This window comes from Colwellia sp. 20A7, from assembly GCF_009832865.1.
GTDB lineage: Bacteria > Pseudomonadota > Gammaproteobacteria > Enterobacterales > Alteromonadaceae > Colwellia.
Genome location: NZ_CP047130.1, coordinates 4,445,727 through 4,468,954, shown reverse-complemented (window position 1 = coordinate 4,468,954; position 23,228 = coordinate 4,445,727). Strand labels below are relative to the sequence as shown.

At 35.5% G+C, this 23,228-nt stretch carries 17 protein-coding genes; 9 read left to right on the top strand and 8 right to left on the bottom strand.

The window, feature by feature from the left end:
- Positions 1-455: 455 nt before the first annotated feature.
- Entirely contained in the window at positions 456-1,079 is a 624-nt protein-coding gene (locus GQS55_RS19250; RefSeq protein WP_159822252.1) for a tyrosine-type recombinase/integrase, read from the top strand.
- A gap of 434 nt (positions 1,080-1,513) precedes the next feature.
- Here GQS55_RS19250 and GQS55_RS19245 read toward each other — a convergent pair whose 3' ends face one another.
- Both GQS55_RS19245 and GQS55_RS19240 read right to left on the bottom strand, forming a co-directional pair.
- Entirely contained in the window at positions 1,514-2,425 is a 912-nt protein-coding gene (locus GQS55_RS19245) for a haloalkane dehalogenase (RefSeq protein WP_159822250.1), read from the bottom strand.
- A 91-nt stretch (positions 2,426-2,516) separates the two neighbouring features.
- Positions 2,517-2,897, bottom strand: coding sequence for a hypothetical protein (locus GQS55_RS19240; protein ID WP_159822248.1), 381 nt, complete (start codon positions 2,895-2,897; stop codon positions 2,517-2,519).
- A gap of 175 nt (positions 2,898-3,072) precedes the next feature.
- Here GQS55_RS19240 and GQS55_RS19235 point away from each other — a divergent pair, with 175 nt between their 5' ends.
- Positions 3,073-3,675 carry a TetR/AcrR family transcriptional regulator gene (locus GQS55_RS19235; protein ID WP_159822246.1) on the top strand — a complete coding sequence of 201 codons (603 nt, stop codon included), beginning with the start codon at positions 3,073-3,075 and terminating at the stop codon, positions 3,673-3,675.
- Positions 3,676-3,919: 244 nt separating this feature from the next.
- Here GQS55_RS19235 and GQS55_RS19230 read toward each other — a convergent pair whose 3' ends face one another.
- Positions 3,920-4,543 carry a tyrosine-type recombinase/integrase gene (locus GQS55_RS19230; protein ID WP_159822244.1) on the bottom strand — a complete coding sequence of 208 codons (624 nt, stop codon included), beginning with the start codon at positions 4,541-4,543 and terminating at the stop codon, positions 3,920-3,922.
- Positions 4,544-4,873: 330 nt separating this feature from the next.
- Between GQS55_RS19230 and GQS55_RS19225 the strand changes: the two genes are divergently transcribed.
- Positions 4,874-5,848 carry a hypothetical protein gene (locus GQS55_RS19225; RefSeq protein ID WP_159822242.1) on the top strand — a complete coding sequence of 325 codons (975 nt, stop codon included), beginning with the start codon at positions 4,874-4,876 and terminating at the stop codon, positions 5,846-5,848.
- Between the two features lie 697 nt (positions 5,849-6,545).
- On the opposite strand, the gene GQS55_RS19220 is transcribed toward GQS55_RS19225, so the two are convergent.
- Positions 6,546-7,745 carry an NAD(P)/FAD-dependent oxidoreductase gene (locus tag GQS55_RS19220; protein ID WP_159823035.1) on the bottom strand — a complete coding sequence of 400 codons (1,200 nt, stop codon included), beginning with the start codon at positions 7,743-7,745 and terminating at the stop codon, positions 6,546-6,548.
- Positions 7,746-7,960: 215 nt separating this feature from the next.
- Here GQS55_RS19220 and GQS55_RS19215 point away from each other — a divergent pair, with 215 nt between their 5' ends.
- The 3 genes from GQS55_RS19215 to GQS55_RS19205 all read left to right on the top strand — a co-directional run bounded on the left by GQS55_RS19215 (position 7,961) and on the right by GQS55_RS19205 (position 10,750).
- Positions 7,961-9,358, top strand: coding sequence for a M28 family metallopeptidase (locus GQS55_RS19215; protein WP_159822240.1), 1,398 nt, complete (start codon positions 7,961-7,963; stop codon positions 9,356-9,358).
- Positions 9,359-9,479: 121 nt separating this feature from the next.
- Complete coding sequence (ftnA, locus tag GQS55_RS19210) at positions 9,480-10,001, top strand: non-heme ferritin (protein ID WP_159822238.1); 522 nt, start codon at positions 9,480-9,482, stop codon at positions 9,999-10,001.
- Between the two features lie 182 nt (positions 10,002-10,183).
- A complete protein-coding gene (locus GQS55_RS19205; protein ID WP_159822236.1) occupies positions 10,184-10,750 on the top strand; it encodes a UbiX family flavin prenyltransferase in 567 nt (188 codons plus the stop codon).
- 84 nt (positions 10,751-10,834) lie between these two features.
- Here GQS55_RS19205 and amt read toward each other — a convergent pair whose 3' ends face one another.
- Positions 10,835-13,903 carry an ammonium transporter gene (gene amt, locus GQS55_RS19200; RefSeq protein ID WP_159822234.1) on the bottom strand — a complete coding sequence of 1,023 codons (3,069 nt, stop codon included), beginning with the start codon at positions 13,901-13,903 and terminating at the stop codon, positions 10,835-10,837.
- A 720-nt stretch (positions 13,904-14,623) separates the two neighbouring features.
- Positions 14,624-15,109 carry a VOC family protein gene (locus tag GQS55_RS19195; RefSeq protein ID WP_159822232.1) on the bottom strand — a complete coding sequence of 162 codons (486 nt, stop codon included), beginning with the start codon at positions 15,107-15,109 and terminating at the stop codon, positions 14,624-14,626.
- 125 nt (positions 15,110-15,234) lie between these two features.
- On the opposite strand from GQS55_RS19195, the gene GQS55_RS19190 reads away from it, so the two are divergent.
- From GQS55_RS19190 to GQS55_RS19180, 3 genes are all read left to right on the top strand, one after another.
- Positions 15,235-16,134, top strand: a complete 900-nt coding sequence (locus GQS55_RS19190) for a LysR family transcriptional regulator (RefSeq protein ID WP_159822230.1) — start codon at positions 15,235-15,237, stop codon at positions 16,132-16,134.
- A 227-nt stretch (positions 16,135-16,361) separates the two neighbouring features.
- Positions 16,362-17,237 carry a tetratricopeptide repeat protein gene (locus GQS55_RS19185; protein ID WP_159822228.1) on the top strand — a complete coding sequence of 292 codons (876 nt, stop codon included), beginning with the start codon at positions 16,362-16,364 and terminating at the stop codon, positions 17,235-17,237.
- A 121-nt stretch (positions 17,238-17,358) separates the two neighbouring features.
- Complete coding sequence (locus tag GQS55_RS19180; protein WP_159822225.1) at positions 17,359-18,255, top strand: hypothetical protein; 897 nt, start codon at positions 17,359-17,361, stop codon at positions 18,253-18,255.
- A gap of 137 nt (positions 18,256-18,392) precedes the next feature.
- Here GQS55_RS19180 and add read toward each other — a convergent pair whose 3' ends face one another.
- Positions 18,393-19,415, bottom strand: a complete 1,023-nt coding sequence (gene add / locus GQS55_RS19175) for an adenosine deaminase (RefSeq protein WP_159822223.1) — start codon at positions 19,413-19,415, stop codon at positions 18,393-18,395.
- Positions 19,416-19,991: 576 nt separating this feature from the next.
- Complete coding sequence (locus GQS55_RS19170; RefSeq protein WP_159822221.1) at positions 19,992-22,877, bottom strand: insulinase family protein; 2,886 nt, start codon at positions 22,875-22,877, stop codon at positions 19,992-19,994.
- Positions 22,878-23,228 lie beyond the last annotated feature (351 nt).

Below are 23,228 nucleotides of genomic sequence, written 5' to 3'. Positions count from 1 at the left end.
TTTGGCTAAATTTTTTCAGATTTACAAGATAAAAATCAATATCTGATTTGCACGATTATCATATAAAATAATTATTAATTTTCATCTAAAAACTGCGCAATTAAAAACTCTACTACATTTAAATTTTATTTAGCAAGGCACACTAACTATGCCATATATTCAAAAACCACCTTACTTACTTGTCAAAACATGGTTAGGTATATTCTACAGTCAATCCCCTCCCGAACATGAAGAAGCGCAAATATTGTAAAACGAAAGATTCTTAAAAGCTTTTATTCTATTTATGACGCTGAAATGTATTTATCCGTTTCAGGTAAATCATTCTAATCAGACAACCGATAAGGTCAATAATTGGCTAAATGAAGCATTATTCTCTTACATACACATAATTTCTGTTTTAAATAAATTTCATTGTTTTAAGCCATACTTATAGTCTCTTAAAAAGGAGCACTATCATGTATGACAGTAAATCAACTTCAAGAAATACCTCCTGGAATAAAGGTAAACTAGTTGGTCAAAAACTTCCCCTAAAACTCGAAGAAATATGGTCAATTAGAATAAGGTTAGAGCTAGCAAATAATCTGCGAGAATTAACGATGTTTAATTTGGCGTTAGACTGTAAATTACGCGCCTGTGATTTTATTAAATTGAAGGTTTTGGATATTGCTCATGGAGCTAATGTCCAGTCTAGAGCCATGCTTATTCAGCAGAAGACAGGTAGTTCAGTTCAATTTGAATTAACCCCTAAAACTAGAGATTCACTAAAAGCGTGGATAGCACAAAAATCACTTAGACCTGGTGATTATTTGTTTGGCAGTAGAGTCAAAAAAGGGTTTCATTTAACTACTCGTCAATATGCAAGGATCGTTAAAAACTGGATCTCAAGTATAGGTTTAGATGTCACATTATATGGCACTCATACCATGAGGCGAACTAAAGCATCTTTAATCTATAAGAAAACAAAAAATTTGAGAGCAGTGCAAATATTACTTGGGCATACGAAACTAGAAAGTACGGTTCGTTACCTTGGCGTTGAAGTAGATGATGCGCTTGAGCTTTCTGAAGCAACAGATATTTAATACCTCTAAAAGCATGGACGCTTTCTTCAATGATACGAAACCGGACGTTAGCCCTGACTTATCTTGCGATGAGTAATCTGACACAAAACAGTCCTGCGTTAGATAATAAAACTGTGATAAATATCAACAGAAATATGTAAAGTCAATAATTCTAATTTGATTAAAAACACAGAAAGCGGACATTAGATTAACATGACTTTAGGTATTAAAAATCATTATGATTCTATCTCGGAAAGGGGCACTTAGCGCCTTAGAATATATTGATTAATTCCTATTAAGAAATAGCCAAATTAATTGTCCATTAAAGTTACTAGCTACAATACTTTTCTAAAGTTTATTTTGGATATAATATTAACAAAAAAGGCCATACGGATTTCTTCGAAATCTTCAAGCCATTGAATGTTTAATCTAATGGATTTGTTAGGGATGTGGCTTTATTGATTAGCTATCCCAAAGTGAATAAGTGCTTTCTCTGCAATTTCAACACCGTATTCTTGAACAAAGTGTCCAGCCTCTTGAATTTTTAGTGGTTCAGGGCAGTCTTTAATAAAGGTTCTTAATTTCTCCATTGGGCCTTCTCCTAATGCAGGATCTTTCATGCCAATAGCCATAAAGCTTTGACCGTTCCACTCTTTTGACCAAAATTCTCTTGCGCGTTTTCCGTGCTCAACACCATCCATCGTTGGCTCGACAGGCACCATGGCAGGAAAGCGTCTTACACCTGCTTTATAGCTGTTATCTGGAAATGGCGCATCATAAGCAATAACATCCATCACAGACACTGCTGGCCCTGCGTCACATGCAAATAAACCACCTACAGGTATTTCGGGCACATTTGCGCACATATCTCGCCACTGATAAAACCCTTCAGAAGCGGTTTCACCAACCGATATTGCCGTGTTCATGACAATCAAATTTTTGAATCGGTCTTGCATATCCATTGGGATCGTTAAGCCTAATAAGCCGCCCCAATCTTGACAGACCAGCGTAATATTTTTCAGATCAAGGCGTTCAATAAATTGCATTAAACTGTCACGGTGAAAATCAAAGGTATAAACTGATTCATCAACGGGTTTATCTGAACGGCCAAAACCAAAAAGATCGGGCGAAACAACACGATGACCTGCCTCTGTAAATACAGGGATCATTTTTCGGTATAAATAGCTCCATGAAGGCTCACCGTGCAAACATAAAAAAGTAGTCTCAGATGATGAATCACCCTCGTCGATGTAAGCCATACGTAAAGATTCAAAACCCGCTAAATCATCAATATAGTTAGGTTGGTAAGGAAAAGCCGGTAATACAGAGAATCTTTCTTCCGGTGTTCTTAGTGCTTTAATTGTCATAATATTTATCCTGAAAGTAGTTTATTTAAGTTTATTTAAGTTTATTTAAGTTTATTTAAGTTTATTTAAGTTAATTTTTTCAATTTTTAAGTTACTGGCTTTTTCCTAAAAGTAAGGATTTAAAAGGCAGTTTGGATACGCGCATACTGCCAATGATATAAACAAAAGCAGTAACTAAATCCATTAATGAAATATAGATAAATGCGTCTGGTGCCAACCCTAAAGATGATGCATAAGTTACCGCGATGAAGCCGACTAACCTTACCAATCCGTTCCAAACAATAATGGATGCACGGGCTTTAATATTTGAAGCAGCCCAAAGTAACGCAGCCCCCATGAGAATAAAAGATGCACCTAATACCACCGTGATAATAAAGGTGTCTGCTTGAGGTGTTATCAGTACTGAAATAATAATTCCTAGTGCGACTGGAAGGTTGAATAGCGCAGTAATTTGTACGAATTTTTTAAACATATTTAATTTACCTTTTAACCTATAGGTTATCTATATGACACCAATGTGAAGCGATTGCTTCAGAATTAAATTCATTATGAAGTGATCACTTTAAAATGTCAATGGGTTGAATTGACATTGTGAAGTGATTACTTCAAAATAGAGTCTGTTAATTAATTTTATTAAGGGTAAAAGAGTGAAAGTAGGACGAAAAAGAGCGTTTGATAAAGAGGTAGTATTAGATAAAGCGATGCGGTTATTTTGGACAAATGGGTATTCAGGTACTTCTGTTGCGAATCTATCTTCAGAGCTTGGTATCAATACGTCGAGTTTATACGGAACGTTTGGCAATAAAGAACAATTATTCAAAGACTCACTGATTCACTATGTAAAGCAATACGTTGAAGCTAACTACAAACACCTAATGGAGCCATCAGATGAAACATTAAAAGAACGATTACAAGCTTTTTTCTATGGGCTTATTGAGCTGTTCAGTAGTAATGATACTCCTCGTGGATGCTTGCTCGTAAAAAGCGTTAATGAATCAGAGAGTGTTGCATTTCCGGAAGACGTTGTTGTTTATATCAGAGAATTAGGCACTGAAACCAAGCAAATTTTGACGGCTTTACTTGCATCCGGCATTGCTAATACAAATATGCCAAAAGGGCAAACGGCTGAAAAACTGGCTAATTATCTTTTATCAGTTAGTTATGGACTGGCAGTTCAAGCAAAAGCAGGTCAGACAGAAGATGAGTTAAAGTCAACCATGGATCATACGTTGAATTCCATTTTTGGTTAACACTAATTAAGAATTTGGTATTCGTACCATTCAATACAGAAGATAAATTTAATTAACCCTAAAAAATCAGAATAGACAGGGTAACTATGTAAAGCTAACGTCAGCTTATGGCTAACTGTTGACCTAAAGAACAAACAATAGCTAACGTCACCAAAGCCACTTTGAAATAATACCTATTCAACTATGCGACTGTCGGCAATGGTGGCGAAGATGCCAGAGACCATAAATGACTCTGGCATTATATTTAACAATCTATCCCTTCTGAAATCTCAAGCGCATCATCCACTTCTATTCCCAAATATCTGACCGTGCTTTCAAGCTTTTTATGACCGAGCAACAATTGACACGCTCGCAGGTTTTTAGTTTTCTTGTAAATCAATGCAGGTTTGGTTCTTCTCATTGTGTGAGTCCCATATTGGGTTTGGTCTAAACCAATCATTGAAACCCAAGCATCAACTATTCTTCCATACTGCCGTGTTGATAAATGTGCTGACGTATGAATTCTCGATTTAAACAAATAGTCATTTTGGCTTAGTTGAAAATGTGTAATCAAAGTTTGAATTGATTTACGTGTATTTTCGGTAAGTTCAAATTGAACGGGCAATCCTGTCTTTTTTTGAACAATAATAGCTCTCGACTGAATAGTTTTCCCGTGGGCAATATCCCTTATTTTTAGAGCAACTAAATCGCAGCCTCTTAATTTACTATCTATAGCAAGGTTAAAAAGTGCAAGGTCTCTTATATTATTTACTAATTCTAGCCTGATTCGGATTGCCCAAATTTGTTGTAGTTTAAGTGGTAATTTTTGCCCAACAATTTTGTTTTTGTTCCAAGGCTCAGTTGGTTTATAAACGGTTAAAGAAAACATGATTATTCTCCGTTATTAATGGAGAACTAAGTATGGTCTATTGTGAGCTTCAAGCTCATAGCCGACAGTGGTATTTCATATCTTAACGCTAACTAATACCGCATTGAAGACCTAAGGTTTTAGTACCATGACGACAGCTACGGAGACAGTGAGGGGGCATAAATTGTGAGCCGAAATCACTATATCTAGCAGTCACAATAAATCAATATAGATTACCGCCATAATCATATTTATTCCAAAAACAAGTCTGTAAGTTTTATGTAAAGATCTAATTTAATTTGAAATATAAAGTATAATTTATTTTAGACATGGTATTTAAAGGAAAAATGAATGACAAATAATATTAAGAAGTTAGCGCCAGTACTATTTTTATTAACTATTGCGAGTTGCACCGATACTAGTGTATCTAATTTATCTAGTGTTACTAGTTTATATACCGGGTCAGCAAATGTTATTGAAGGTGAGGCCAAAATTAAAGTTGCTTCGTTATTCACCTGTAAAAACGGGCGCTCACGTCCATCACCTATAGGTATTAAAAAGCTTAATGAAAAAAGTTTTATTGTACCTGCAAAGGTTCAATATGAAGAAGAGCACTTTGCCAGTGATCTTTATAATGAATGTTCAAACGTTGTGCCTAAGTCATTAGCTGATGTTAATATTTCTACTGTACCTATAATAGAAGTAGATAATGACGGTGAAGTTATTACCGGATATATCTTTGCAGATAATTACTTTGAGTTATTTATCAATGGTAAGTTAATCGCTGTTGATCCAATCCCATTTACCCCTTTTAATTCCAACATTGTAAAGTTCAAAGTAAAAAAACCTTATGACATTGCAATTAAGCTTGTTGATTGGGAAGAAAACTCAGGTTTAGGTAGCGAAGATAACAGAGGTAAAAGCTTTCATCCTGGTGATGGTGGTTTCATTGCGAGTTTCTCTGACGGTACTAAAACAAATGCAGAATGGTCAGCTCAAACTTTTTACACTTCGCCACTTTATGATCTTAACTGCGCAGAAGAAATCGGAGAGCAAAGGTTAACAGAAAACTGTGATACCAATGGTGTTAATGAATATATTGATACTTACTCCTTACATTGGGATGTTCCAGTAAACTGGAAAACCAACCAAGACTATATCACTTGGCCAAAAGCGGTGGAATTTACTGAAGATGAAATAGGTGTAAATAATAAAAAAGCTTACATGAACTTCCAAGAGCAGTTTTCAGGCACTGGAGCTTCTTTTATCTGGTCAAGTAATCTCGTTTTAGATAACTTAGTCTTATTGAGATACCAAGTTAAATAAGGTATGTAACACCCGATAAACCTTATAGATACAAAATACTGATTTAGTAAATGTCCCCTTATAGCGATAAAAGTCATAAGGTAATCATTGATACTAACGACCGCTTTCTCTGGTGTTGCCGTTAGTAAAGTAAGCTCTAGCGTCAACAATGCGCACAAAGAGATCATTAATAATTAGATGATGAACGACAGCTTTGGTGGCATTCTTGCCAGTCAGCTTATTCGATTCATTGGTAATGTTTTTAGTCAAACGATGCATATTTATATTGGTGGCTAACGTCCGGTTTCGTATCTAAGTGATCATTAAGATCTCATCTACTGACTGAAAACCTCAATCATTATGACCAGTCACAAAACTCACGGAAAGTGAAAATAACCACCAAAAGTGAAAATATCTACAGGTCTAGGTTCAAAAATATTAGAGTGATAACTTTAATTGCCTAGAGCTTTTACTTTTAGAGAAATAAAGAAAAAATTTCACTATTTTAAAACGAATACAAACGCATTTGCTCACAATCACTATAAATCATATAGTTAGGTGAATATTCAATACTCTACGTATTCGTTCTAGTTTGGTGTGTATTCGATCTAGTTTGATAAAACTAAAATACTGGCCTTAAGCTAGTATTTGTCTCTATTTGCTACAAGGTTGTCTTCATTTAATTCGAATTGTCTTTATTTGTAATCGAATAAAACAGTTAAACCACTTGTCCACAAGCGACACCACTGGCCCAACAAAATTGGAAGTTATATCCACCCAAAAATCCAGTTACGTCAATAACTTCACCAATAAAATATAATCCAGCATGATTTTTTGCTTCAAAGGTTTTAGAAGATATCTCATCAGTATTTACACCACCTAAAGTAACTTCGGCGGTTCTGTAGCCTTCTGTCCCATTTGGCTTTATCTGCCAGTGATGTAAGTAATTGCTGAGTATAGTTATTTCTTTATGGCTCAGTTGTTTTATTGCTTTGTCAGTAATGAGTGGGGCACTGACTTCATCGTTCATTATTACTTCTACAAAACGCTTAGGCAGTATAGTAGACAATAAGTTCTTAACAGATTTTTGCGCTTGGTGTTCACGCCAATCGTTGATGGTATCTGTTAGTTGTTGGTTGGGCAGTAAGTCAATAGTGATGGCTTGGCCTGCGCGCCAAAATGATGAAATTTGTAAAATAGCCGGGCCAGATAAACCACGATGCGTGAAGAGGATGTTTTCTCTAAAACTAGTGCCGTCTTCGCTAGTAACGTTACAGTCAATACTGATGCCAGACAAACCATCAAAGCGTTGTTTATCGTGGTCATGCAAGGTAAATGGTACCAAGGCTGCTGTGGTTGGTAATACATTTAAACCAAACTGTTCGGCAATTTTGTAGCCAATGGGTGAGGCACCAAGCTTTGGCATTGTTAAACCGCCTGAGGCCACGACTAAAGATTGGCATTGATATTCTTTATCTGACGTTTTTACTAAATAGGTTTTATCGTCATTTTGGCTAACAGAAAGTACCTCTGTGCGTAAGTTTAGGGTAACGCCTGCCCATTCGCATTCTGTAAGCAATACGTTAACAATGTCTTGAGCGCTATCATCGCAAAAAAGTTGTCCTAAGGTTTTATGATGATAGTTAACGCTATGGCGATCAACTAACTCAATAAAATCATCAGCGCTATAACGACTTAAGGCTGATTTTACAAAATGAGGGTTTTGGCATATATAGTTACTTGGTGTGGTATTTTGATTGGTAAAATTACAACGGCCACCACCGCTGATTAAAATTTTTCGGCCAGCTTTTTTACCCATATCAACTACGGTAACGCTGCGACCACGATATCCAGCACTAGCAGCACACATTAAGCCAGCTGCACCAGCGCCAATAATTAAAACATCAGTATGGGTTATAGTCATTTTTAAACTTGTTATTTTAGGGGATATATTACGATGAAGAAGGGCGATAATAGCACAAAATGGCACTCTGCGCTGTTCTTGTGTCGTCAGTTTATTGGTGATAAATTAATGGCTAATGACGAAGTTTGGCAAAAGTTATTGAATTTTAATTACATTTTAGTGCATGCCTTGTTTCTTGCCTTTTTGAAAAAACTCAATAGGAATGTTAGATGAATATAAAAACCTTTTATAAAGTTAGTTTGTTGCCACTTGTTATTATTGCTAGCCAATCATTGGCAAGTGATATTTCTACAACAACATCAACTGGCCCAGTTGATAATGAACAACTTCATAAAATAGCCAGTGAAGTATCCGCGAATCGTATTGAACAAGACATTAAAAAGTTAGTAGGTTTTGGTACTCGCCATACTTTGTCGGAAACAGAGTCAACTATCAGAGGTATAGGCGCTGCACGTCGATGGATTAAATCTGAGTTTGATAAAATCTCTGCCGAATGTGGTGGGTGTCTTACGGTTTACTATCAATCTGAAACCATTAGCGGTGAAAAGCGGATTCCAGATCCTACTGAGGTTGTGAGTGTTATTGCTATTCAAAAAGGGGCGTCTGATCCTAACCGTTATGTGGTTATGTCGGGCGATATTGATTCTAGAGTGTCTGATGTGATGAATTTCACTTCGGACTCTCCTGGCGCTAATGATAATGCATCAGGCTTAGCTGGAACGATTGAAGCTGCGCGAGTATTGTCGAAATATAAGTTTCAGGGCAGTATTATTTATGCTGCTTTAGCGGGAGAAGAGCAGGGGTTATTTGGCGGACAAATAATGGCTAAGCAAGCGCTGAAAGATGGCTGGCGAATTAAAGCTGTTTTAAATAATGACATGATTGGCAATATTGAAGGTGTTAATGGTGTTATAAACAATACGACTGCCCGTATTTTTTCTGAAGGAACTCGCCCAACAGAAACGACTAGTGAAGCTAAAAGTAGACGATTTACGGGTGGCGAAGTTGACTCACCTAGTCGTAATTTAGCGCGTTATATAGATCGTATTGCCGATCAATACATTCCTAATTTAGATACCATGATGATTTACCGATTAGACAGGTTTGGTCGCGGAGGGCACCATAGACCTTTTAATCAAGTGGGCTTTCCGGCAATCAGAATTATGGAAACTAACGAGAATTATAACCGTCAACATCAAGACTTACGTACTGAAAATGGTATTGTTTATGGCGATACGCTTGACGGCGTGAATTTTGACTATGCGGCAAAATTAACGTCGCTTAACGCTGTTTCTTTAGCCTCAATGGCGATGGCACCAACCCCACCGGCAGATGTTAAAATAGCGGGTACGGTAAAACCTGATACAACACTGTATTGGTCGCTGCCATTAGCTTCAGAAAATCCACAACTTGTTGGCTTTAAAATTTACTGGCGTTTTACTGATGCTTCACAGTGGCAATTTAGCCGCTTCGTGGGCAATGTAAATCAATTTACGTTAAAAAATGTTGTTATTGATAACTATTTCTTTGGTGTGGCGAGTGTTGCTGCAGACGGAACAGAAAGCCCGGTTGTTTTTCCTGGTGCCGCAGGTAGCTTTGGCGACTAGATTGAATAGCTAACTATCTCAAATGTAAAATAATGTTGTTCACGTCAGTCATAGATTTTTTTTTGTGGTAAAACGTGTAAAATGCATGAAAAGAATTTAATAAATGTAACGGAGTAGATATATGTTGGCAGCTACAATGGTAGATAAGCTAAATGAACAAATAAATTTAGAGTTTTTTTCATCGAACCTTTACTTACAAATGAGCGCTTGGTGTGAAGATAAAGGCTTTGAAGGTGCTGCTGAGTTTATGCAAAAGCATGCTGACGAAGAAATGGGCCACATGAAACGTTTATTTACTTACGTAAGTGAAACTGGCGCTTTACCTATTATTGGTACTATTGAAGCACCTAAAGTTAATTTTGACTCGTTAGGCGACGTTTTTCGTGAAACTTATGAGCACGAACAATTAGTGACAAAAGCGATTAATGAATTAGCCCACACTGCCTTTAGCTCACAAGACTATTCAACATTTAACTTTTTACAGTGGTATGTTTCAGAGCAACACGAAGAAGAAAAATTGTTTAAAGGTATTTTAGATAAAATTGATATGGTTGGCGAAGATGGTAAAGCTTTATTCTTTATTGATAAAGACTTAGCTGAACTTGCTAAAGGCGCAGCGCCAAGTATTATGCAAACGGCTTAATAAAGCGCAATACCTTTTAAAAGTACTTTTCTTTAGACGTTGAAAATTGTGGTTTCACCACTTTCAACGTCGTCATTTTCTTATTTACTATAATCACATCATTAAAAACACAATTAATTGAAATCTATTTCTGTATTTTTTGCGTATATTAATCACTGTTTTTGTTTTCAAGAGGTTTTTTCATGCGTTTAGTCATTGGTATAAGCGGCTCAAGTGGTGTGATTTACGGCATTCGCTTATTAGAAATGCTTAAAGAAATTGAGGGGGTAGAAACGCATTTAGTGATGAGCTCATATGCGCGGCTTAATATTAGTATTGAAACAGAGCATTCGCTTAAATACGTTGAAGATTTAGCTGATGTGGTGCATAGCAACAAGAATCAAGCCGCAAATATTTCTAGTGGTTCATTTAAAGTTGACGGTATGATCGTCGCACCATGCTCGATGAAAACACTATCAGCAATTGTTAACTCTTACTCTGATAGCTTAATTGTGCGCGCAGCGGATGTAACACTGAAAGAGCGACGAAAATTAGTGTTAATGCCAAGAGAAGTGCCTTTGCATACAGGTCACTGCAAGCTAATGTATGAAGCTTCTCAATTGGGGGCGATTATCGCTCCGCCTATGCCCGCGTTTTATAATAAACCACAAACGGTAGACGATATTATTAACCATAGTGTGTCGAGAATGCTTGATTTGTTTGATATCGATACAGGCACAACAAAGCGTTGGGCTGGGCAAAAGTCTTAATACGGGATATTATTGAGTTTACAGCATAATGCATGGGATTCTGAGTCAAGCTCAGAATGACGGAAATTTATAAGCGTGACTATGTTAGTTTAGGCTAATGGGCTTTAGCTCGCTTAATGACGGTCCATTATGTTTGGCTAATAGCACTTCTACTTTCGCTAACGGCAAAGGTTTATAAAAGTAGTAGCCTTGAAACACATGACAGCCTAAATCTATTAATGTTGATGCTTGTGATTTCGTTTCTACACCTTCTGCAACAACCGCTAATCCCATCACTGAAGCTAAGTGGATAATGGCAGAGCAAATTTCACGATCTTCATCAATATCACTACATTCTTTTACGAAAGAACGATCAATTTTCAGGGTGTCTATCGGTAATCGTTTAAGGTAATTTAATGACGAATACCCAGTACCAAAATCATCAATTGATATGGTAACACCAAGCTTTTTGATATCTGAAAGTACACGGACACATTGTTCAATATCATGTATCAGGACATGCTCAGTAATTTCAATATCTAACCATTTTCCCTGAATATTTTCTTTCTTTAACTGTTGTTCTAGATAGTGTAAAAAATTTTCTGAAAGTATATGTCTCTCTGATATATTAACCGACAAAGGAACAATATTAAGTCCAGCTGACAACCACTTACGTTGCTGACGTATCGCGGTTTTAAGAACAAACTCACCGAGCTCATTTATCAAATTACTTTCTTCGGCAATTGAAATAAAGTCAGAAGGAAAAATTTCACCTTTTTCAGGATGTTCCCATCGAATTAGCGCTTCTAAGCCAATGATATTATCGGCATTGCCACTAACTTTAGGTTGATAAACTAAGGTAAATTGATCTTTTTCAATACCTTGTTTAATTTCATGTTCATAGTTAAGTGTTTTAGCAGCTTCTTTACCCATTCGCTTATCATAAACTTTATAAGTATCTCGGCCGTCATCTTTAGCTTTATACATTGCAATATCAGCATTTTGAATTAAGTCATCTGCGTTAATCAAGCCTTTGGGCGATATAGCAACGCCAATACTGGTTTGAATTTCATAGCCTTTATTATTGATTTCAATGGGGGCTCTCATTTTCTCTAATATTTGGTTAGCTTTGTGCGTAATTATACTGTTATCAAGTTTGCCTGTTACTATAAAGATAAATTCATCGCCACCCCAACGAGAAATTATGTCGTCCTCTCTAGATACATCATTTAAACGACGGGCGACCTCACATAATAATTTATCACCAGCCTTATGGCCTAACGTGTCATTAATTTTTTTAAATTTGTCTAAATCTAAAAAATATAAACCGACATCTAGGTTGTTTTTTTGTGAAACTTTAATGGCAATAGAAAGCTCTTTCATCATATGAGCGCGATTAGATAAGCCCGTTAGCGGGTCTTTATAAGCTAAAAATTGTAACCGTGATTTAAGCTTTAAGTCTTTAGCTATGTCACGAATGTGCAGGGTATATTCTGTTTTATATTTATTACCTAATTTGGCGCTTGTTATGGTTATTTCTGCTGGGAAGACTTCATTAGTCGCGCGTTTAATTTCCATTGTGGTTCGCCGATTCAGTATTAAACCTTCGGGTGTGGTAAACGCATGTTCAATACTATCAACAACCCGTGGTTTATCTTTATCTAAAACAAAAAGATCGGCAAAACGCTCGCCTTTAACGTGTTTTTTTAATGCGCCTAGTGTGCGCTCAGCTGAAGGGTTAAATTCGATGATCAGGCCTCGCCAATCAATAATGATAATACAGTCCATAGAAGAATCTAAAATGGAGCTTTTACGCTTTTCGCTCATCTCAAATTGCCCTATAGCTTCATCGCGACTTGTCATTTCACTGGTTACGCGCTGAATTACTTGATTGTACTTGCTAGCTATTTGTCCTACTTCGGTGAAGGGCTCTTCTTTAACTGGGGTGGTGAAATCCCCTTTACTTTGTTGGTGTTCCATATCAGTCAATAGGTCGATTAATTCTGTACTGGCTCTATGCTCGGTAATATTTAACCCTTTGTTTTCATCTGCTAGCGAAACTCTTAAAGGAGAATAAAAATTGATTATTCGAATTAAGGCATAACTTAGCGTAAAGCTATAAAAACCAATAACAACAATACCAATAACCTGTGCAACTAATTGCTCACCAAGACTTAATTCAGTTTCACCGAAAAAAGCGACAGCTAAAGTCCCCCAAATACCAGCGAAAAGATGTGCAGGAACCACACCTAAAGCATCATCTATTTCTAATTTTTCAAACCATAAATTACCCTGGTACATAATAATGCTACCAATCACGGCAATTAATGCGGCTTCAGCAGGCTCAACAAGATGACATGCTGCGGTCACTGAAACTAATCCAGCAATAATACCGTTTAAGGTAACACTAATATTAAGATATCTATCACGGTAATAACTAATAGCTGTTACCGTAAGCCCTCCCCATACCGCGGCAAGCATAGTATTTAATAAAATTTTTGGCACACTCTCGTCAAACGTTAATGTGCTACCGCCATTAAAGCCAAACCAACCAAACCAAATAAGAAAAACACCAAAAGCAGCCATGGGAATATTATTGCCAGAAGGGAATAAGTGACCTTTAGTAAAACGACCTGTACGCGGGCCAATAACTAAGATTGCGGCTAATGCCACCCAACCACCAACAGAATGAACTACTGTAGAGCCGGCAAAATCAATAAAGCCTAACGCCTCTAACCAGCCGGTATTTTTATCATTAAATGCGCTAGCCCAAGCCCAATGACCAATAATAGGGTAAATGATAGTACTCAAAATTACGGTAATGTAGGCGTAACCAATAAATGTCATACGCTCTGCTACTGCACCAGAGGTTAAGGTTGCAGCAGTCCCGCAAAACATAAGTTGAAAAAGAAAAAATGAAAACTCAAAAGCAGTATGGTCGCTATTAAAAACAAAGCCACTTAAGCCAATAATTCCCATGAATGACTCACCAAACATGAAACCAAAACCAATCAACCAAAATACAGAGGCGGATAAAATAAAATCAATAATATTTTTTGCCGCAACATTGATATTATTTTTACTGCGGGTGCGACCACTCTCCAAGCAGAGAAAACCTGCTTGCATGGCAAAAACAAATAAGGCAGATATTATTAGCCATAGATTATCAATCATTATATTCCCTTTGTAGTCAGTAACTTTTTATCATAGGGCACAGCGCTATGACTAAATAATTCGGGATTTGGCAATACTTTACGTTGAATTAAAGTATTTTATTTTTACTGTTCAGTTATGGTTAATTAGAGCGTTTTGTATTGTGAATAAGGCAGACCAGAGCGTGAAAATCTGATTACAGTCCACTTTCGCTTTCTCCCTGTGAGGTCCAATCGCTAGTCGTAGTAGAAACTTTGCTGTAGTTAGTTGATCTGCACACAACATATAACCTTATATTTTATGTGTGCTCTGCATAGATATAAGCAATAACAGCGCCAGATTTATAGTATTTGATGAAAATTAGAAAATATATGCTATAAAAGCAATCACTTAATTTTGTTTTATGCTCTTGATTTGAGCGGTAGCAGACAATTGCCGCTCAATGTAAAGCTTTTATTAATAAGTAACATTATGTAAATTTTAAAAGTTTAACAGAGCGTTTATGCTCTGAAATTGAGCGTAATGTCTAATTTTGGTGCACTAAATTGTTTTTATGGAGCGTAGGAAATTATCGTGTAGTTATTTGATATGAAATAATTTTATAAGTAAATGTTTTGAGTTGATGCACGAATTTAAACAAGAGATGTAGCTCAAGCACCAGTTAATAGATAAAATTGTTTAGCTGTCGCTGCTAAACGCTAAAGGGTTCTGTTTTTTACCACGAACCCTGTAGTCTATTTATTATTCATAATCAGTAGCGTAAGTTTCTTCATATGAGTGTGAGTAAAGCTCAAATAAATTACCAAAGGGGTCTTCTAGGTAAACCATTTTAGCCTGTTTGCTATCATCTTCTGGGTGATATCGCATAATGTCCATTCTCACTTTACCACCAAATTTTACTGTACGCTCAATCACACTTTGAAAATCATCACTTTGCAGACAAAAGTGAAAAATTCCCAGTCGAGAAAAATCAACTTCATGACGCTCCTGTCGCTCTTTCATTTCAAATAGCTCTACGCCAATGCCATCAGTTGTTACTAGATGAGCAATGTTAAAGCCTTTGAATCCCTCACCAAAAACAGCAATACACATTTTACCGATAGCTGTTTCACGCTCTTCAAGCACTTTAGTATTATGCATTACAATTTTCAGCTCAAGTGCCTTTGTGTAGAACTCAACAGCTTTATCCATGTCGCCAACCATAATGCCTACGTGATTCATTTTCATCATTTACTCCAAACGTTGTTGTTTATGCGTTACTTAATTTGATGGCGTTATTTTATGATAGGAGGTTTATTATTTAAAATTATCAATTATAATCAAAATGATAATTTTAAATAATGGTGTTAAAGATGCTAAACCCAACTTGGTTGAAGACCTTTGTGACGCTTGTTGATACGGGGCACTTTACTAAAACTGCTGAGAAGCTATTTATGACGCAGCCCGGTGTTAGCCAACACATAAATAAGCTTGAAAAGGCTTGTGGTCAGGCACTTATTCAGCGAGATAAAAAAAGCTTCGATCTGACCGAGCAAGGGTTATTGGTTTATCAATACGCTGAACAGCTAGTAAAAAATGAACACGAATTACTAGAGCAACTCGGTTTTGATAATCCCTTTGTTGGCCATTGTCGATTAGCTTGCTCAGGTGCGCTGGCTTTGATACTTTATCCCAAATTATTGGAGATACAAGTAGCACATTCACAGCTTATTGTTCAGTTAAAAGCTGCTCCTAACCATCAAATATTACATGAAATACAAAATGGAATAACTGATCTAGGTATTGTCACCGATGTGCCAAATAGTAGTTTATTCGATATACAAGAAATAGGTCGTGAACAGCTGTGTTTAGTGTTGCCTGCTAAAGTTGAAATTGAAGATGACAGTGGTGACTTGTTGACCAAGCTTGGCCTTATTAATCACCCCGATGCCAAACATTATTTATCTTTGTATTTTGAACAAAGTCACGAATCAGATTTTAGTCACTTGAGTATTGAGCAGCTCCCTGTGGCCGGTTATGTTAATCAAATTAGCCAAATATTAGAGCCTGTAGCTAAAGGGCTAGGCTTTACCGTACTACCTAAAAGCGCCGTTGATATGTTCCAAGATCCCCAGTGTTTAAAGGTGTTTCAGCCTCAAAAGCCCGTAATAGAAACCCTATACAGGGTAAAAAAGAGAAATAGAGTGTTACCCGCCCGTTTTGAAACCGTGATATCCACACTACAAGGGCACTTTGATAACTTGTCTTGCTGAATATTTAGATTTTTAACTAGCTAAACAATAAGATATTAATATAGCTTAATTAAAAACCATGACATTAATATTACGAAGAGGCAGCATAATAAACGGCTAGTTATACTTGGTGTTGTAGCAAATAACCGATAAATACAGGAAAATTGTCTTTTTTCCTTGTTAGTCGTTATTATATTTTATTCAAGCTCTGGCACTTAAATTAATAGCGAAGTATAGGGATAAACTTTATGTATGTTAATAAAGCTATTACAGTACAAAGAACCTTTAGGTTCCCTCAAGTAACTAATGCAGCTAAAGTGATTTCTTCCCTATTCTTATTTGTGGCTTTATCGTTAGCTTTTTTAGAGTATAAAAGCGACAACATTGAAGAAGAGCAAACTTTAGCCATTATTTCTAAGCCGAAAATCAATGATATTTACTTCTTAGACTTTAGGTTGTTAAGTGACAAATTGCGACCTAATGAAAAATATAGAATCGCCAAGGTAGTCGATATTACTGGTGATATAATCACCTTGGTTTATGGTCGTTTTTTCTATCAATATCAGAATGCAGCAGTTAATAGTATTCAATATGGGCAATTAAGATATAAAGATTATTTTGAGTCTAAAAGATATGATATCCCGCTTAGTACAATTAAAACTATGTATAGTAATCAAGCTATTTATTTAGCCAAAAGACCGATAAGAAATAGGTTGTTTGGTAACTTCGTCAGCCCAGATAAGCCAAAAGAAAAAAATAATTATTTAATTTATGGTAAAGAAGAAAATAGTAAAGGTGAAGCCTTCTTAATAGAACAGTTTAGCGAAACTAATTTAAAAACTGCTTTTGAGTTTTTTCAGGATTCATCTAAGTTGGGGTATGCGAAAGGGCAGGTTAACCTTGCAGAAATGTATATCAATGGACAACATGTTAGCAAGGACTTTAATCAAGCCCTTTATTGGCTCAAGCAAGCATCGTTACAAAGTTATAAACCTGCAATTTTAAAATATGGAATAATTTGCAAGCAGATTGAGTCATGTAACATTCTTGATTTTTATCAAGAATTAAGGGCTTCTGGTGTTAATATCAAGGTAAGAAAACTAGACTTTAAACTTAGTCAATAAAGTCTAAATAGTCATTTTAAAAGTCATACAATAGTTGGTTTTTGTCTTTATCGCTTATTCAGCCCACTATTGTATTTTTTGTTAACGGGGCACTAGACTTATTTTTAATTAGGGAATTTATATGTTTAATAAACTAGGGATTGTTGTCATTTCACTTTATTTAAGTGCATGTGGTCTAGATGTTGATAGAGAAAAGAAAGAGATACCTAACATGACAGGTACTTGGTTGTTAGAAAATACTATTACTTATATAAGTAAAAGTGATCAACAAATTTTAAAAACTACGACAAAAAAAATTCAAACTTATATTGATGATACAGAAAATGGAATAAAAAACGTTACATGTCTGCAAATTTGGGATGGAACAGCAGAAACAGGTGATGATTATAGTGGTACTAAAACAGATGATGAATACTTCCCATTAGGTGAAGTAGATTCTTCTGACTCATACCTTTTTAAAAATGGTATTTTGGTGCAAGAATTTGAAGCCGATACTATTTGGCAGGGAATAAATACTACAAAATTAGTACGTAAAACCCTAACTTATGTCGATTCAAAAGATACTACTCATAGTGACGGGACTATTTATTTAAGTGCTCCGTTTGAGTATTCCGCCACAGCAGAAATCTGTAATCAACAAATTAAACAAACAATATCAGGACGTAATGAGAGTAAGACATACATCTTCACGTTCTCAGGAAGAGACGTCACAGAAGACGGTAAACAGGGAGGCATTGATATCTTTTTTTCTTTTGTCGGCAATCCCTCGCCAGGTTTATATAACTTTGGAACATCAGATACTGAAGCAGGATTCCTAGGCGTTATTATGTGGACTTATGCACAAGAAAATATTAATACATTTGATAACGCTCAAGAATATGTGTTTGATGATCCTGGTTGGATAGATTTAATATCAGCAAACGAACATAGTTTTGAAGGAGATTTTTCAATCTCTAGAAAAGACGGCAGTGTAATCACTGGTTATGTTAATGTCGATGTTAATGGTTTGAGTCATTAATTGCTACTAGAGGAGATGACTTTTATACGTACTCAGGTGTAAAAAAGTTTTCCTATGTCACTGAAACCAAGGACACATGGGTTCAGGGACAAGAAAAATTTATGTAGTTTTTGTCTTCATCGCTTGCTACTTTATATTTAATTTAAATGCTGTAAATTGTATTCACTTACATAGCGTTGTAATTGTTGTAAATAATTCTCTTTGGTATCGTCATCTATCCAAGCTACTTTAAATGCGTTACTTACGAGTGTAATTATTTGATCTTGAGAGAATTTTCCTTCTTTTTGAAGTTCAATCAGGTTCTCATTTAAATAAGCTCTAAAATAGGCTGGATCATCTGAATTAATGGTGACTAACATATCTTTGGCCAACATTTGATGTATTTCATCTGAAGTGAGTGATTGCACAACAAATTGGTTCGATACTGGACACACGGTTAATCCTAAGCCTTTCTCTTTAATGAGATCACATAATTCATTGCTTTCTAAAGAATTAATACCATGATCAATGCGGTCAACCTGTACTTCATTAATACATTGCTTAATATGTACTAATGTGTTTTTTTGGTTAACATCGCAGTGCATAGTGAGCTTTAATCCCCATTTTTTTGCTTCAGAAAATACTTCATAAAATTTACTTGGTGGGTTATTTCTTTCATCAGAATCTAAACCGACGCCAACTAACCAATCCAGATGAGGTTTTGCTAATACTAAATGTTGCATAGCGGATTCAGCACTCATATCGCGTAAAAAGCACATAATTAACTGACTTTTAATGCCTAATTTTTTCTCAGCATCAACTTGCGCTTTGTGGATACCGGTAATAATTGTCTCAAAGCTTATCCCTCTCACGGTATGTGCTTGTGGATCGAAGAATATCTCAACATATAAGATTTCTTGGCTTCTCGCTTTACTTAAATATTGATATGTTAATTGATAGAAGTCATCTTCTTCTACTAATACATTCATGCCTGCGTAATAAATTGCTAAAAAAGAAGGTAGGTCATTAAAATCATAAGCAGAAATTAATGCTTCAGGTGTTTCATAACTTAATTCAACTTTGTTCTTCTTCGCTAAAGCAAAGCTCAATTCTGGTTCGAGCGTACCCTCAATATGCACATGTAATTCTGCTTTTGGCATGTTTTCAATAAAACGTTGCATGTAATCATTACTCTCTATTCATTTAATTAGTAATGAATAAGCAAACATGATACCAACAGCGCAGCGCTTTAGTTACTAGTATAGCTAGTTTATATTGGTGATTAGTGTGAGAATAAATGCACTAAAAAAGAGTACACGCACTGTGTTAGTGCGATATTTAGGACTAATGTTTAACAGAAATATTTGCCGCTATAACCATAGACTGATGTAACCATACAGTGACAAATAAATTCAATTAAAACGCACGACAAGTTAATCATGTAATAAAATTAAATGATTAAGGGGGAGCTTCAAGTGATTAAATTTATACTTTGGTTTCTAGCCAAAAGCTGACGTTAGCTTTTGTTAAACCATGATCATGTTTAGAGTAATATTAACAGGGATTCTCTGCTCGCTTGTGAGACTGGTTTAAGGCCATTTGAAAATGCTCCTTAGTTAGTGTAATTGGTATTATTGGTTAAACCTAAAATTTCCACATAAAAAATGCCCGTCAAGTTCATTGATTGGCATTTTGGTACTATGATAAATATTATTTACAACAATGGTAAGTACTTACATCAATAATAATCATAAACTTTATTTTTGATAATCAACCTTTTTAGCAACCGTTGCAGCATCTTGAATAACTATTTGATTAGCTAACGTTGCGAAAGGCTTATCTTGATATTTAGTGCCACGTAACTGCACATTCACGCGTGCAGCATTAGGGTTAGCCAATGTAGCTTTATAGAAATTTTTAATATCAGTTAAACTAACGCTTTTTACTTGCTCAATTAATTTAGCTTTTGAGTCATAGTTCCAGTTTTCTTTTTCCCAATCCGAAAACATAGGTGAAATTTCTTGATATAAATTTTTAGGCGCTTGTGTAAGACTCACTAATACGCCGTCTTTAATTTTATCAAAGCTCTCTTGCGTTAAGGCATCTAACAATACTTTGTATTCAACATTAAATTTATCAAAGCGCGCTTGAGCTTGGACTAAATCTAGTACTGGTGATTGTATATAAAGCCCAATACCTGCGTAGTTATCCATCGCCATATCAGTAGCTCCTACCGCATAACCAAGTTGCTCTTCAGTACGTAACTGATTAGAAGCTTCAAAAGTAAAGTGATTAGCTAACACTTTTGCTGTCGCAAGTGATCGGTACCCTGCTTTTGCATGAAAATACACATCAAGTAAAGCAATATCTGCTGCAGCAATATCTTGTTGGTAGCTTAATACTTGCCCTGATTTTGGTTTCAAATACACGTTTTTAGCATAACTTGTGGTTTTTTTATCCGTGCCTAAAGCCTTACTAACAAGTACTGCTACTTGTTTTAAATCTTTTTGACTGTAATTACCAAAAGCAAAAATTCTTGGTTGGTTGTTTTTAGTTACTTGAGCAATTACTTTATTAAAATCAGTTAACGTCATAACATTAGCCGCTTCAATTAATGCGCTATTTTCAAATTGATCTTTCCTAATTACTTTAGTGAAAGCACCACCAATTTGACGAACAGCAAACTGCTTTTGAATGTTAGCAATATCGCGCATATAACGATCTTTTGCTTGTAAGAAACTTTGCTCATCAACATTTGGCGTCAAATCTGTTAATAAGCTATTTAATAACGTACTTTGTTTGTCAGTAAAACCATCAACAAATAATGTCATGCCCTTACCTGCTGAGGCTTTAGTACTAATACCTGCAGCTTGCGCTTCAGACATTAACAAGCTTTGCTTTAAATTATAAACGTCTTGCCAAATAGCTAATGCTACTTGCGTATTTATATTAGCAATGGCTTCACCGCTATTAATATCAACTTTGATAATACCTTTAGGCTGTTCAGCGAATAACTGACTTGGGTAATGCCAAACTTTCACACCATTATGCTCAACTTTTAATTCAGGTTTTTGTTGGTTTGAATTTTGTGGTTTTATATCGAAATTTTCAGGTAATAAGCGATTCACTAACGGTAAAGAAAGTACTGTAGTTACGTTGTTTTTCCAGCTAGCTATTTCATCAGCGCCAATATCTTCAATACGATATTCACCTTGATAAAAGTGTTGTTTTTCAGTTACTTTTTCATTTTTACTCACATACCAAATACGTAATGTTTCTGGCGTTAATTGACTGAGTACATTTTCAATAGCTTGTGCGTCAAATTGCCCGTAATAATAAGGCGCATTAATCGCATAATTGGTTGAGTAATCTTGCATGCTATCAACCAAATTAGCGACATAGTTAAATTCATCACCTTTCTCTAAAAAGCGGAATTCGTTATCTAAAGCTGTTTTTATTTCTTTATAGTATTTTTCATCAACACCTTTCGCTTTTATTAGGTCAATGTATTGCATAATCATAGCGACTATTTCATCACGATTTGCCATACCATCATCTGTTAAATCTAATGTGATACTGAATTCACCATAATTACCGTAATGATTGGCAGAAGCGCCTGCATCTAATGAACTTATCCAACCTTTAGCTTTTAAAATTTGTGCTGGTGTACCTGGCATATCTGAGCCAAGCAAATATGAAATAAAATGATTAGGTTTAACGGTAAACTGACTCATATTATTAGCAATGGTAAAGTCTAATTTTAGTTGCTTAATATCTTGATTCGGTTTGAAATAAACTTTTTTACTACCTACTTTAGTAAAGTCTAGTGTTTGTTTAATTTCTGGTTTTTCAATATTTTTATCAATTATACTACTAAAGTGCTTAGTTGCTAAGGCTTCCATTTCATCTAATGGTAAGTTACTGACCATTGAAACTTTCATAATATTTGATGAATAGTATTTATTGTAAAAATCGACAGTTTCTTTATGTAAGTTACTATTTTCTTTATCAGATAGCGTTTCTAAATTACCAATTAAAAATCGGTTAGCTGCATGTTCACCCATCATGCTACGTGACAATTTAAACTGTGCAAAAAAGTCTAACTCACCACGCATAGACCATTCTGAATTAACCGCATTACGCTCTTTGTCTGTATATTCAGGGTAAAACTTTGGTGATTTGAAAAAGTCAGAAAACCTATCAAGAGTTTCATCAAAAGCGTTATTATTCACCTTAAACATATAGTTGGTATAAGTTAACCATGTTGACGCATTTAAAGTTCCGCCATTCTCTTTGAGAAACTCAGAATACTCACTGGTTTCAGGGTATTTTTCAGTACCCAAAAATAGTAAGTGCTCAAGGTAATGCGCTAAACCTTGCTGTTCCATAGGGTCTTGTAAGAAGCCTACACCAACATTTAATGCTGCTGCTGATTTTTTAGTTGCAGGGTCTGAAACCAATATCACTTCAATGTTATTACTTAGCTTAACGGTACGATAATCTCGTTGATCATTAGGGCTTACTGCAAGGCTTGTTAATGGCGCTAACACTGTAGTTGCTGCATTATTTTGTGTAGAAGGTGTTTGAGAACACGCGGTCATCATAACAAGCGCAATAGCACTGAGTGTAAATGTTTTTTTCATGTTTTTTCCCTTTAAATATGAATAAATCAAGCTAACTATAGTATTGCTATTTAGCGTACCATTTACTTACTTATTTGTTGTTAGCTTGAATAATTTGACTAATTATAATTATGTTAACAACCGCTATTTTACCAAAAAGATTGACTAAGTCGCTTACCAAAGCATTAGGATTATATTCATCACTAAAATAAAGAGCAACCCTTTGAAAATAAACAGTAAAAACAAACAGGCACAATAAAAACAGTGAATATTGACATCATAGAAGTAAACCTTATCAAAAGCTTATAATTCAATAACATTTCGAGTTAACCTATTAATTAATCTATTTTTATTGCGTTATTGTTATTGAAA